The sequence below is a fragment of the Tumebacillus lipolyticus genome (assembly GCF_042682745.1).
GTDB lineage: Bacteria > Bacillota > Bacilli > Tumebacillales > Tumebacillaceae > Tumebacillus_A > Tumebacillus_A lipolyticus.
This window is the reverse complement of sequence record NZ_JBHUIO010000005.1, coordinates 800,236-813,429: the sequence shown is the minus strand read 5'-3', so window position 1 is coordinate 813,429 and position 13,194 is coordinate 800,236. Positions and strand designations below refer to the sequence as shown.

General features: G+C 55.8%; 12 protein-coding genes and 1 riboswitch. Of the genes, 8 read left to right on the top strand and 4 right to left on the bottom strand.

Annotated features, from left to right (window positions below; all coding sequences use genetic code 11):
• Window positions 1–19: 19 nt before the first annotated feature.
• The 3 genes from ACFSOY_RS09015 (at window position 20) to metK (ending at window position 2,708) form a co-directional block, all read left to right on the top strand.
• Window positions 20–958, top strand: a complete 939-nt coding sequence (locus tag ACFSOY_RS09015; RefSeq protein WP_386045824.1) for an LCP family protein — start codon at window positions 20–22, stop codon at window positions 956–958.
• 108 nt (window positions 959–1,066) lie between these two features.
• The gene (locus ACFSOY_RS09010) at window positions 1,067–1,312 is read left to right on the top strand and encodes a small, acid-soluble spore protein, alpha/beta type (RefSeq protein ID WP_386045822.1); all 246 of its coding nucleotides are present in this window, start codon (window positions 1,067–1,069) and stop codon (window positions 1,310–1,312) included.
• Window positions 1,313–1,514: 202 nt separating this feature from the next.
• The gene (metK, locus tag ACFSOY_RS09005) at window positions 1,515–2,708 is read left to right on the top strand and encodes a methionine adenosyltransferase (RefSeq protein WP_386045821.1); all 1,194 of its coding nucleotides are present in this window, start codon (window positions 1,515–1,517) and stop codon (window positions 2,706–2,708) included.
• A gap of 161 nt (window positions 2,709–2,869) precedes the next feature.
• On the opposite strand, the gene ACFSOY_RS09000 is transcribed toward metK, so the two are convergent.
• From ACFSOY_RS09000 to ACFSOY_RS08990, 3 genes are all read right to left on the bottom strand, one after another.
• The gene (locus ACFSOY_RS09000; RefSeq protein ID WP_386045819.1) at window positions 2,870–3,052 is read right to left on the bottom strand and encodes a hypothetical protein; all 183 of its coding nucleotides are present in this window, start codon (window positions 3,050–3,052) and stop codon (window positions 2,870–2,872) included.
• A 27-nt stretch (window positions 3,053–3,079) separates the two neighbouring features.
• Complete coding sequence (locus tag ACFSOY_RS08995; protein ID WP_386045818.1) at window positions 3,080–3,970, bottom strand: YitT family protein; 891 nt, start codon at window positions 3,968–3,970, stop codon at window positions 3,080–3,082.
• Window positions 3,971–4,076: 106 nt separating this feature from the next.
• Window positions 4,077–5,318, bottom strand: coding sequence for a helix-turn-helix domain-containing protein (locus ACFSOY_RS08990; protein ID WP_386045817.1), 1,242 nt, complete (start codon window positions 5,316–5,318; stop codon window positions 4,077–4,079).
• Window positions 5,319–5,779: 461 nt separating this feature from the next.
• Between ACFSOY_RS08990 and ACFSOY_RS08985 the strand changes: the two genes are divergently transcribed.
• The 3 genes from ACFSOY_RS08985 to ACFSOY_RS08975 are packed head-to-tail and all read left to right on the top strand — an operon-like array spanning window position 5,780 to window position 8,131.
• Window positions 5,780–6,925 (top strand): sensor histidine kinase, encoded by a 1,146-nt coding sequence (locus tag ACFSOY_RS08985; protein WP_386045815.1) that lies wholly within the window; start codon window positions 5,780–5,782, stop codon window positions 6,923–6,925.
• Window positions 6,926–6,939: 14 nt separating this feature from the next.
• Complete coding sequence (locus ACFSOY_RS08980) at window positions 6,940–7,632, top strand: response regulator (RefSeq protein WP_386045813.1); 693 nt, start codon at window positions 6,940–6,942, stop codon at window positions 7,630–7,632.
• Window positions 7,633–7,690: 58 nt separating this feature from the next.
• The gene (locus ACFSOY_RS08975; protein WP_386045811.1) at window positions 7,691–8,131 is read left to right on the top strand and encodes a glycosyltransferase family 2 protein; all 441 of its coding nucleotides are present in this window, start codon (window positions 7,691–7,693) and stop codon (window positions 8,129–8,131) included.
• A 71-nt stretch (window positions 8,132–8,202) separates the two neighbouring features.
• Window positions 8,203–8,298, top strand: a riboswitch (cyclic di-GMP riboswitch).
• A 295-nt stretch (window positions 8,299–8,593) separates the two neighbouring features.
• Here the strand turns inward: ACFSOY_RS08975 and ACFSOY_RS08970 are convergent.
• Window positions 8,594–9,136, bottom strand: coding sequence for a GNAT family N-acetyltransferase (locus ACFSOY_RS08970; protein WP_386045809.1), 543 nt, complete (start codon window positions 9,134–9,136; stop codon window positions 8,594–8,596).
• Window positions 9,137–9,365: 229 nt separating this feature from the next.
• Here ACFSOY_RS08970 and ACFSOY_RS08965 point away from each other — a divergent pair, with 229 nt between their 5' ends.
• Window positions 9,366–11,030 (top strand): methyl-accepting chemotaxis protein, encoded by a 1,665-nt coding sequence (locus tag ACFSOY_RS08965; protein WP_386045807.1) that lies wholly within the window; start codon window positions 9,366–9,368, stop codon window positions 11,028–11,030.
• Window positions 11,031–11,246: 216 nt separating this feature from the next.
• Complete coding sequence (locus tag ACFSOY_RS08960) at window positions 11,247–13,046, top strand: putative bifunctional diguanylate cyclase/phosphodiesterase (protein ID WP_386045804.1); 1,800 nt, start codon at window positions 11,247–11,249, stop codon at window positions 13,044–13,046.
• The last annotated feature ends 148 nt before the right edge of the window (window positions 13,047–13,194 follow it).

Below are 13,194 nucleotides of genomic sequence, written 5' to 3'. Positions count from 1 at the left end.
TGCGAGGGATGGAAGCAAGATGGCCTATCAGGGGAAGACATTTAGCAAACAAGTGAAGCAAGTGCCGAAGCCGAAGCCGAAACGGAAGCTTCGCGTCGGACGACTGCTGCTCATCAGCCTGCTGTTCCTGGTGGTGATGAGTTTGGTCGGGCTTGCTGGCTACGGTTTTTTTCTTGAGCGCAAGGTGATCGATCGCGTCGATTCGCAAGCCCCCTTGGCGGATGACAAGCCGATCCATGTGCTGTTGATCGGAATCGATCGCGATCCCAATTCGCCGGAAGAGCTCAGGCGACTTGGCATGAACACCGACACGCTGATCTTGGCGCGCATCGACACGACCAAGAAGAAAGCTTCGCTGCTCTCCATCCCTCGCGATACGCGGGTGCAGTTGCCGACCGGGATGGAGAAGATCAACGCCGCCTATGCGATCGGCGGGATGGATCGCCTGAAGCAGACGGTGCAGGAGCTGACCGGCCTGCCGATCGACCGCTACCTGATGCTCGACTTTCAAGGGTTTGCGAAGGGGATCGATGCGATCGGCGGCGTGGAGTTTGAGGTGGACAAGGAGCTGTTCGACCCGGAGGGCACGGTGAAGCTCAGCCCGGGCAAAAAGCAATTGAACGGCAAAGAGGCGCTGACGGTGGTGCGCTTTCGCCACGAGGAGATGGGCGACATCGCCCGGGTGCAGCGGCAGCAGCGATTTGTGGAAGCCTACATGGCCCGCATGCGGGCGACCAACGTGCTCGACTGGATGAGCTCGCTGCGCCAGATGAGCGATTCGCTCCGCACCGACATGTCGATCTCGGAGATGGGCAAGCTTGCGACCGCCTTGCAGGGCGAAGAGGCGAGCTTTACGACGCAGACGGTGCCGGGGACGTTCTTGGACGTGTACGGCATCTCCTACTGGAAATATGATGAGGCCAAGCTGAGAGAGATTGTCTTGAAGATGAAAAACTAGCAGGGGTGACAACCTTTTTGCAGTCTATCGATTCGGGGCGATCGGCATACTAGAGATACCAGGCGAAGTAAAAGCATCGCTTGAGTCTTCTTTGGAGGTGCATGTTCTATGGCGCTTGGCAGCGGACGTCGAAACAAGCAGCTCGTTCCACAAGCTCATCAAGCTCTCGACGACATGAAGTATGAGATCGCAGCGGAGATGGGTCTGCCCGTATACCAAGGAAGCGAGGACTACTGGGGTCACATCACCACGCGCGACGCAGGCGCGGTCGGCGGGCACATGGTGCGCAAGATGGTCGCGTTTTCACAGGCGATGATCGCCGGGCAACAGCCTGGTCAGAACGGAAAAGAATAGCTGGTTATAACTGACAATATCATAGTGTAAATGGGGCTCCGGCACTGGCCGGAGCTTTTCCTGCGAAGTATCAAGCCTATATCATTGACACATACTATAAAATGAAGTAATATGTGCTTGTTTCTTTGTAAACAAACATCCTAGGGTTTCCAACATAGTATAAGCTTGGGATTCCAATAGATAATGGGGAGGTATGGTTTAGATGGCGAAGCGTTACCTGTTTACTTCGGAGTCTGTCACCGAGGGGCATCCTGATAAAATTTGCGACCAGATTTCCGACTCTGTGCTCGACGCGATCTTTGCAAAAGATCCGAATGCGCGCGTGGCATGCGAAACTTCTGTCACAACCGGTCTCGTGCTCGTAGCGGGCGAGATCACCACGAACACATATGTTGATATCCCGAAGATCGTGCGTGAGACGATCCGCGAGATCGGCTATACGCGCGCGAAGTACGGCTTTGACGCCGATACTTGCGCAGTGCTCACCTCGATCGATGAGCAATCTGCAGACATCGCACTCGGTGTCGATCAGGCGCTCGAAGCTCGTGAAGGACAGATGACCGATGCGGAGATAGAAGCGATCGGCGCAGGCGACCAAGGCCTGATGTTCGGCTTTGCGGTCAATGAGACCGAAGAGCTGATGCCGTTGCCGATCTCGCTCGCTCACAAGCTGGCACACCGCTTGACCGAAGTGCGCAAGAACGGCACGCTCCCCTACCTGCGTCCGGACGGCAAGACGCAGGTGACGGTCGAGTATGAAGGAGACAAGCCGGTTCGCATCGACACGATCGTCATCTCGACGCAACATGCGGAAGAGGTTACGCTTGAGCAGATCAAAGAAGATCTGCACGAGCATGTGATCAACCCGGTTCTGCCGACCGAGCTCGTCGGCGAGGACACCAAGTACTTCATCAACCCGACCGGCCGCTTTGTTATCGGCGGTCCGCAAGGTGATGCAGGTCTGACCGGACGGAAGATCATCGTCGACACGTATGGCGGGTACGCACGCCACGGCGGCGGCGCGTTCTCCGGCAAGGATCCGACGAAAGTTGACCGCTCGGCTGCCTATGCGGCGCGCTATGTGGCGAAGAACATCGTAGCAGCAGGCCTTGCTGACAAGTGCGAAGTACAGTTGGCATACGCGATCGGCGTCGCACGCCCGGTCTCGATCATGGTGGACACGTTCGGCTCCGGTAAAGTTGCAGACGAGAAGATCGTTGAGCTGGTTGAGCAAAACTTTGACCTGCGTCCAGCGGGCATCATCAGAGAGCTCGACCTGCGCCGACCGATCTACCGTCAGACGGCAGCATATGGCCACTTCGGTCGCAGCGATGTCGATCTCCCGTGGGAGCGCACCGACAAAGCGAACGTTCTGCGTCAAGGCGCTGGTCTGTAATCGTTCAATCTTTCGTTTCGGAAAAGGCATGGCATTCGCACGCTTCGTGCGATCGCATGCCTTTTTGCTTGTCTGAGCACTGGCACTGCACAAGCGGAGTGGCTGTAGATAAAAAAAACTCTGCGCCAGCACAGCGCAGAGGAATGGTACGGTCTGATCGATCAGGACGATTCGCCCGCTTGGCGTTTCGGTTCCTGCTTTTTGGAAGTGGGTTTGCGGACGACCTGATCGGGCAGGTCGATCAGCCCGGTGCCGCCGCACTGTGTACAGATCACTTGCATCGGAATCGGCAAGGAGGTGAGGATCTTGCCGCGGCCTTTGCAGTACCGGCAGGTTTTCTTCATCAGGAAACCTCCTCGTGATATCGCGCTCTAGTGAATGTCGCGCTTTTTGAAGCGTCCGCCCCGCACTTCGGCGATCGTGCCAACCGCGAGGAAGGCGTGCTCGTCGATCTCTTCGACGATCGATTTCAGTTTCGCTTCCTCAAGGCGGGTGACGACGCAGAAGATGACCTTTTTATCATCTCCCGAGTAGCCGCCTTCGCCGTTGAGGTAGGTGACGCCACGTCCGAGGCGAGCGAGCAGCGTGTCGCCGATCTCGCGGTGCTTCTCGGAGATGATCCAGACCGACTTCGACTCTTCAAATCCATCGATGGTCAGATCGATGATTTTAAAGGCGATATAGTAGGCCATCAGCGAGTACATCGCATGATCCCATCCGAACACAAAGCCTGCGCTGCCGAGGATGAAGATGTTGCAGAACATCACGATCTCGCCGACGGAGAAAGGAGTCTTTTTGTTGAACAGGATGGCGACGATCTCTGTGCCGTCCAACGAACCGCCGTAGCGAATGACCAGGCCGACGCCGATCCCGAGAATGATGCCGCCGAAGACGGCTGCCAGCAAGGGGTCATCTGTCAATTCGGGAACCGGATGCAGATAGGAAGTGCCGAGCGACATCACGACGACGCCGAGCAAGGTGGAAAGCGCGAACGTCTTTCCGATCTGCTTGTAGCCGATGATCAGAAACGGTAGATTCAACACGAGCAAGAAGATACCGATGCTGATTCCGGTCAGATGGGAAGCGATGATCGAAATGCCGACAATTCCTCCATCGATGATGTTGTTGGGGACAAGGAAGATCTCCAGTCCGACCGACACAAGCGAAGCGCCTAAAATGATGAAGATAATTCGTTTCAGAAGCTTCGCCAGCGACGGTTTTGTACGGCGAATCGGTTGGTAGTCCATAGGTGCGTTTTCCATCTCAACACTCCTTCATAATTTTTGTCCGATATTATTCTAACATACTTCTTTAGTCGGATTAAAAAAAAACCGGGAAAGTTCCCGGTTTTTTGTATGAGAATAATGATTAAGCGATGATCAACTCCTCAAATTGGGTGGTGCGAATCTGTTCCCACTCGTGATAGAGCGTCACAGACAGGTTCATCGCTTCCATCATCCCGACCGAATGACCATGCCGCTGGTACAGGTTGAGCGACAGGTAGAGATGATGGATCGCCTCTTTGATCGAGCGCTTTTCACGGTGCAGTTCGGCCAGCAATCGATGAGCGCGCGCCAGCTCCAGATCGTCTGTCGCGATCAGCTCCAGCGAGTCGTTGACCATCGAGATCGCCGTCTCCACCTCGCCGGCCAACTGCAGCACGACAGCAGTCTCCACGTGCGTCAGGCCGATGTTGTACAGATCGTCGTTCTTCATATAGCGCTCGGTGCACTCGTCGAGCATCTGCAGCGCCTCTTGAATCTTCCCATGCTGCTTCGCGAGCAGCACGGCGAGCGATCGGCGCACCTCGGTGGCGAGGTGCAGGTGGTTCAAGCTTTTAAAGATCGCGTGGGCGCGGTCGGAGAACAGGGTGGCCTGATCGAAATTGTTCGAGTCGCGATAGGACAAGGACAGCGTCAAGAACATCTGACCGAGGTCTTCGAGCGAAACGTTTTCCTTGCGCTCTTCGAACGCCTGCTCCAAAAACTGAACAGCCTCCTCATAGCACCCGAGGCGATGATAGGTGTTGCCGATCGAAGTCAAGAGCTGAGCGCGATCGAACGGATCGGCGTCCACGCGATCGAGCATCTCGAACGCTTTGCGCCAGTGGTAGAGGGCGAGCTGATACTGCCCGGAGTGATCGGCCACATCGCCCATGCGCAGGTAGATCGTAAACACCTGGTCGCTGTCGCCGTGCGCTGCTGCCAGCCGCTCATCGAGCCGCTCGATCGCCTCGTCATACTTGCCGAGCTCTTGACAGCATTTGGCCAAGGTCATATAGAAATCGTCCGCCTCCGTCTGCCCGTATTCCTGCATGCTCTTGAGCAGTGAATACGCTTTCGCATAAGAGCCAGAAGCCATCAGCGCCTTCGCGAGCGTAAAAGAGGAGCGTTGCCGAATGTTCGTCTCCGTGTCGGAAACGAAGTATTCGATCGGCTTGGTGAGGCGTTCTGCCAGCGCTGCCAGCACTTTATAAGAGGGATATGCTTTCCCATTCTCAATCTGACAGATCATGCTAGAGGTGACAATTTCACGTGCGAGCTCGTTTTGGGTCATTTCGGCTTCCTTGCGGGCCTTCTTAATACGCTCTCCCAAAGAGGAGTTACTCATGTGATGTTCCTCCCTTAATCCATATTTATCACGATTCAGCTTGTTACATTTATCGTAGCAACACTATGATTTATAATCAAAACGAACAGGGACATGCCTTTGCCATTGGGGATTCTCAGGCGGCGATTCGCATTCATTTTCTTCCATTCTGATAGTTATTTTATATTATTTACAAAAAATTAGTTGTATTTTGTCGAATCTTTAAAGGTAATGTGCAGATATCGTCGTTTCAGTTTAATTGAAGTTTCATTCCTCAGTCTTTTGACGCTCCCCCATAAAAATTGGGACTGGTTCGTACTCTATACCATATCACCCTTACCCCATTGCACTGGGGCGCAGTCCTACCCAACTGCGCCCCTTTTTCTTGTCTCGCGATCTGGGAGGGTGCAGGAAAATCGATGTTTTGCATGGAAACTATATAGATCACCATTGAGGGAAATCGGTTCAGGAGGTTGCCCAGGTTGGCAAATGACTTCGATACCACAATCCTCGACAAAGCCATTTCAGGAACGCTGTTGGCGATCGAGGAGGGGAAACAACAGGTCTTTGAGATCGCGGAGAGCGCTCGCAAAGAGCGCCAGAACTTGGCGGATGAGATCGAGATCATCCAACGGCAAGTGCAGGAGACGATCCAAGAGGTTGACCGTCTGGAGAAAGAGTACCGCCAGGCGCGACGCAAGTTGGTGGAGGTCAGCCAGAATTTTGGTCATTATTCAGAAACGACGATCAAGTCAGCTTATGATGAGGCGCATCTGCTTCAGTCGCAGCTGCTCGTCATCCGCGAGCGGGAAGAAGCGCTGCGCCGCCGACGAGAGGATCTGGACAGAAGGCTCCGCAACTTAGAAGCGACGATTCAAAAGGCGGAAGCGCTGGTCACGCAGCTGTCGATCGCCTTTTCCTACCTTTCGGGCGATCTGCAGAATATCGGGATGGCGCTGAAGAGCGCAGAGCAGCGCCAATATCTTGGCATGCGCGTCATCCAAGCGCAGGAGGAAGAGCGCAAGCGAGTGGCGCGGGAGATCCATGACGGTCCGGCGCAGATGATGGCCAACGTCGTCTTGCGGGCTGAGATCTGCGAGCGGATGCTCGATCGCGATGTGGAGAAGGTGCGCGACGAACTGCGCGAGCTAAAAGAGATGGTGCGCGCCTCACTGGCTGAAGTGCGGCAGATCATCTTCGATCTGCGGCCGATGGCGCTCGATGACCTCGGGCTGGTGCCCACCCTGCGGCGCTATTTGGCCAGCTTTCAGGACAAGCATCAGATCATCGCCGAGCTGAAGGTGTTCGGTCGTGAGAAGCGGCTGAATCCAGCCTTGGAAGTGGCGGTGTTTCGAACGGTGCAAGAGGCGCTGAACAACATTTGGAAACATGCCAAGGCGAAGGTTGCCAACGTCAAGTTGGAACTGACCGAGAAACAAATCACAGTACACATAGATGATGATGGCGTCGGTTTTCCTGTCGAGGAAGCTCTGCAAAGTCGTGAGGCCGGTCATTTCGGACTGCTTGGCATGCAGGAGCGCATTCAGCTTCTCGACGGCAAGGTAGAGTTCAAGTCCACCCCGGGAAAAGGAACTCGCGTGCTCATCACGTTACCGTTCACGGAATGAGGGAGGGAATTGAAATGGACAAACAGAAGATCAAGCTGTTTCTAGCTGATGACCATACGCTGTTTCGCCAAGGGCTGCGACGCATCTTTGAGCTGGAGGATGACATGGAGATCGTCGGTGAGTGCAGCGATGGGGAGACGGCCGTCTCCCTCGTGCTCGAAGTGGCACCGCAGGTCGTGCTGATGGACATCAACATGCCCAAGCGCACAGGCGTGGAAGCGACTCGACTGATCAAAGAGGCGAACTCGGACGCGCGCATTCTGATCCTGTCGATCCACGATGATGAAGCGTATATCTTTGAGACGATCCGCGCGGGTGCGAACGGCTATCTGCTCAAAGATGTCGAGTCTGACGTTCTGGTCGATGCGGTGCGTCAGGTGGCGGGCGGCTCGTCCTTCATTCACCCGCAGGTGACCACCAAGCTGCTCAACGAGTTTAAGCGCCTGTCCAATCAGGTGTACGAGGGAGATCCTGAGCCGCAGGAGCAGGAGCTCTCCTCCGAATGGCAGGACATCCTCACCCAGCGCGAGATGGAGATCTTAAAGCTGATGGCAGAAGGAAAGAGCAATCGCACGATCGGCGAGACGCTGTTCATCTCGGAGAAGACGGTGAAAAATCACGTCTCCTCGATCTTGGGCAAGCTGTCGGTGGACGATCGAACGCAGGCGGTGATCACCGCAGCCAAGCGCTGCTGGGTGCGCCTATAACCGAAAGCACGTGGGCGAACGGAGCGGCATATATTGACACTATAGGGAGGTGTCAAGAGTGCTCGCTCTATTCATTTGGGGGTTTGCGTTATATGGCATCTTCATGGTGCTGTGGAAGGCGGTGCGATTTTTCGTTCACAAACACAGGCGGGGGGTGCCGGTGACAGCGATCCTGGTCGTCGCGGAGGGAGCCTCTTACATCGAAGGGATCCTCCGAACGCTCACGACTGCTGAGCCGTTCTGTGGACGGGAGCTTGCGGTGGTCGTCCTCGACTGCGATTCTAGGGATGAGACGGCGAGAATCGTCGAATCGATCGCCAAAAAGCGCGGCACGGTCAGCTTGGTTCGAGTGGTGGAGGGCGATCTGACAAAAGCGATGGCACCGCTGTTCGGAACTGACGGACGCAGCGTGCACTGCGTGTTCGATCTGCGCGGAAAAGTCTCGCCGCTCGAAGTGGTGCCGACGCTGGCGGCGTTTTGGAGCGATGGAACGGTCTAGGTGAAAATAGGACTAAAGACCTATATACCGATTAATTGACCCGTGATTATAATAAAGACATAAGATGAGTCAATCAATAAAGGCAAACCCGCTGAAAGGCGGCGACGCAAAGCCATGGGTCTAACGTCGGTTCTCCCTAAACCGACCAAGATTGCCAGGTTGCTGATTGATACGGTCGCGGGCTGTTACCCCACAGTCTGCAAAGTATCCATCTCGGCAACCCACCGAGGTGGATTTTTTTATCAGCAGTGACTCATCGGGTAGCATTACTCATTTACCCTTTTTTGTAATCCCCCTACCCCCCACACAAAGAAGCCTTTGTACGTGTCCCCAACGCGTGCAGGGCTTCTTTGCTTTTCTCCCCCTTTTCGCAGTTTCCAACCTGACCCAACCTGATCTGATCAAGGAAAGAGGAAGCGGCAGCTTGCCGCTCCCCAAGCAGGTCTGCACTGTCCGAGGGTGCTAGAGCAGGACTTCCAACTGCAGATCCAATTTTTCTTTCTCATAGATGCTCCGGTTGAGCTCGACCGCCAGCGTGCAGCCGACCGAGCGGTAAAAATGCTGCGTCTCTTCGGCAGGGTGTGCCGCGATGTAGAGCTTTTTTGCGCCCATCCGCTTTCCGCCCGCACAGCATTGCTCAAACAGCCGCTTCCCGATGCCGCAGTTTCGATAGTCATGCGAGACGTGGAGGTAGGACAGTTCGAGATAGTCTTGCGCGACCCCGAAGCGCTCGCTTTCCACGCTTGCGAAGCCGACCAGATCGTGATCGACAAAGGCGCCGAACACAACGCCTCCCGACCGCAGGCACTGCGCGAGCGTTCGCATGACCTGTTCCTTTTTCTCATCGTCCCACCGATCGACAAAATGGTCATCTTTCAGCTGGCACCGACCGCTCTCCACATACCAGACGCGATGGGTCACCTGATCGCGTTTGAATGTTTTGAGCAGGGGGAGATCAAAATCGCTCAGCTGCAACGATCTGTATTCGATCTCACGGTTCATCATCAAGCATCTTCACCTCTCGCAAGCGCTCGTCCCATTCCTACAGATGGACTGCGCCCCTTTGCACCAGTATCGAGCATTCGTTTGAAATTTTCAAATCTTGATCGGCTGGGAGCGGCGGTGACGCAATAAAAAACACCTTTACGTTTTTTACAAAATCTCCATCTTTCCTTCATGTTGTTTTGCGATACTGAACGTGAAGACTGTAGGAGGACGGGGAGGGTACGACACCATGAACAAGAAAAAGACGAGCAAGGGCGTTTCTGTGCAGACAAGATTGACGTTGTTTGTATCGGTGCTCTTGCTCGTTGTCGTTTTTGCCACCGGGGGTACGGTGTACTTCGTGATGGCGAATGAGTTGCGGGCAGGTGCCAATTTTCAGCTGCATGGTCATGCGGCACAGACGGCCAAACAGGTGGGGATCTTGCTGCAGACGTCCGACTCGCGGATGTTCGAGCGAGAGGCGACCTATGTGGTGGAGAACGGACTGCGCCAGTTTGAAAGCATCGGCTGGAAGGTGACGTCCGTCCTGTTGCGGCCGGACGGCTCCTCCGCTTTGGATCGAGAAGGAGACCTCGCCCTCGACCGAGAGTTGAAGGCGCAGATGATACAGGAAAAAACGGGCTTGCTAAAGAGCAGCTCCTCCGGTGAAGCGCGCACCTACGCGTTCGAATTTGTGCCGGAGCGCAACCTCGTCTATGTCGCCTCGGTGACAGATGATGACATCTTGGCAGCGCTGACAGAGCTGCGCAATGTGACAGGGATCTTGGTGGTCGCAGCTCTGGTGATCGGCAACTTCGGCATCTGGTTTTACACGCGCAACATCCAGCGGTCGCTGCTTGCGATGGGCAAGCTGATGAAAGAGGTGGCAGCGGGCAACCTGAACATCCGCTATGCGACCGGGCGCGACTTTCGCGAGATCGCCGTTCTCGGCGTGGCGGTCAACAGCATGGTGGACAACCTGCGCGGGCTGATCGGTCAGGTCGGGGAGATCGCGGGCAAGGTCGCCAGCTCGTCAAAAGAGCTTTCCCACCATGCGGAGGAGACATCAGAAGGCATCCGGCAGGTGGCGGCCACCATTCAGGAGGTGGCGGGCGGCGCAGAATCGCAAGCGCATGCGGCTGTCGAGGCGGCAGGCGCGATGGATGCGATGGCGCTGGAGATCGGGCGGATCGTCAAGCGCTCGATCGGCGTGGCCGACGAATCTTCGCAGACCGCGCAAGAGGCGGAGCAGGGCAATCGGGCGATCATGCAGACGATCGGGCAGATGAACTCGATCGACCGGACGACCGCACATACGAGCGAGGCGGTGCAAGCGCTGGAAAAGCGCTCCTCACAAGTGGGCAAGATCGTCGAGGTGATCACCGGGATCGCGGCACAGACCAACCTGTTGGCGCTGAATGCTTCGATCGAAGCGGCGCGGGCTGGCGAGCATGGTAAAGGGTTCGCCGTGGTGGCGGACGAGGTGTCGAAGCTCGCCTTGCAGTCGCAGGAGTCTGCAAGGCAGATCGCCACGCTGATCCGCGAGATGCAGGCGGAGATCGCGCGGGTGGTGCTGGCGATCGGTCAGGGAGCGGAGGAGATTCGCTCGGGGATCGAGCTGGTCGACCGCGCAGGCTACACGTTTTCGCGCATCTTGCAGGCGGCGGAGCATGTGGCGACACAGGTGCAGAAGATCACCGACGCGTCAAAAGAGATGTCGCTGCACTCCCAGGAGGTGGCAGGAGGGGTCGAGGTGATGAAGCAGGTGTCGCAAGAGTCGGCCGCTTCCTCCCAGAGCTGTGCGGCCGCCTCGGTCGTGCAGCTCGCCTCGATGGAAGATGTGAACGCATCGGCCGATCAGCTGCGGGCGATGGCAGAAGAGCTGAACAGCGCCATCTCGCGATTCGATCTGTAGGGAGAACGGGCAGAAGCGAAATAAAGCTTCTGTCTGTTTTTTTCGAGAAATTTTTTGCTACGAGATTATTTTCATTAATATTGTGTAAAAGCTTTGCTAGTATTTTCCCGATTTTTTTACTATAATAGGTTGTGGTAAGATTCGGGAAACTATCAAATTTCCGTGGTTCCACGGTTAAAACGTATTGGAGGGGCAATCGGGGTTGGAGGTGACTGGGTGAGTCGAAGCAAAGAGGGGAACGACAGCAAAGCGCTTCGCATTGGGGTTGGCGCCATCGTCATGCTCGGTTGCAGCTATTTTGCGCTGCAGCTTTTGGAGTTGGCACGCGCCGAAGAGTTGTTTGGATGGCCGTGGGGACCGAAGCCAGACCAGGAAATCATTTGGCTGCGGGCTCTGATCTGTTATACGCTACTTCTACTCGGGCTGTATACGAGGGTTCTGTTTTCCGACTTTAAAGTGGTGACAGACCGGTTGCGGACGAGGATCTATGGAATCTATACTTATCTGCTCGGCGTCTCTTTTTTCTCATTGGTGATCAAATATTTTGATGGATCGATAGCCAAATGGGCCGATGAGGTGACCGGCTGGCTGGGGCTCAGCTGTGTGGCCTTGACCTTTTATGGGCTTTATCTGGTGGGGAAAGTCTATCGCGATGTGCAGGAGCGACTGCTGCACGAACAGGAGCTGTCCGAAGAGTTTTATCACCAGCTGACGACCGATCGCTTGACCGGACTTCCGGGGCGGATGTTGTTTCAGGAGCATTTGAGCCAGGCGATCAAGGCGGCACAGCCGGTGGATGGACGAGTTGCCGTGCTGTTTTTAGATCTGGATGACTTTAAGATGTTCAACGATTCGCTCGGCCATTCGTTTGGCGACAAAGTGCTGCTCGTCGTCTCCGAGCGGTTGATCAAGCGGATGACCGGAAAGATGCGCGTGTACCGCTTGGGCGGAGATGAGTTTGTGATCATCTTGGAAGACGCCAAGGATGATGCGGAAGTGATCCAGGTGGCCGAAGAAGTGTTTGGCGCCTTGGAGGAGAAGTTTCATGTGGAGGGGCAGGAGCTGTTCATCAACCTGTCGCTCGGCATCTCGCGCTTCCCTGAGGATGGGGCAGACGCGCAGACGCTGTTCCGCAGTGCGGAGATGGCGATGTACCATGCGAAGCGCAGCGGGCGCAATCACTACCAGCTCTTCGAGGCGGCGATGAACACCCGCGCGTCGGAACGGCTGCTGTTGGCGGGCGATCTGCGCAAGGCGGTGGAGCGGGAAGAGTTTTTTCTCTGCTACCAGCCGCAGGTGTGCTTGAACACAGGGCGGATCACCGGCATGGAAGCGCTGGTGCGCTGGCGGCACCCGGATCGCGGGCTGGTCTCGCCAGCAGAATTCATCCCTTTGGCGGAGGAGACGAAGCTGATCCTGCCGATCGGCGAATGGGTGTTGCGAACCGCCTGCCGCCAGAACAAGGCGTGGCAGATGGCAGGCTATCAGCCGATGCGCGTTGCGGTCAACCTCTCCGCCTGCCAGTTCGGGCAGCCGAATCTGGTGGCGATGATCAAAAAGATTTTGGCAGACACCGGGCTTGAGCCGCGCTATCTCAACCTGGAGATCACCGAGAGCATCACGATGAACAACGTGGAGCGGGCGATCGCCACGATGCATGAGATCAACGAGCTCGGCATCGGGATCTCGATCGACGATTTCGGCACCGGATACTCGTCGCTCAACTATCTGAAGAAGTTTCCCATTCAGACGCTCAAGATCGACCAATCGTTCGTTCGCGACATGTCGGATCTGCACCACGATGCGGCGATCCCGACGGCGATCATCGCGATGGCGCACTCGCTCAACCTGAAGGTGGTCGCAGAGGGCGTGGAGACAGAAGTGCAACAGCAGATGCTGCGCGAGCGAGGCTGTGACGAGATGCAGGGGTATCTGATCTCGCGCCCGTTGCCGTCCGATGAGTTTGAGCGGTTGTTGCACAGCATGATGACAGCAGAACAGACGATTGTAAACTGAGCGCGTCAAGCGCCTCGTCCCATGCCGGGACGGGGCGCTTTTTTGTTTGCGGAGCGTTCGATGCAAATTTACAAACCCTTTACGCAAAGCCAGAACTAGATTTACGAACGGCTGATAGGATGAATACTGTAAGCGATCGCGAGTCGCT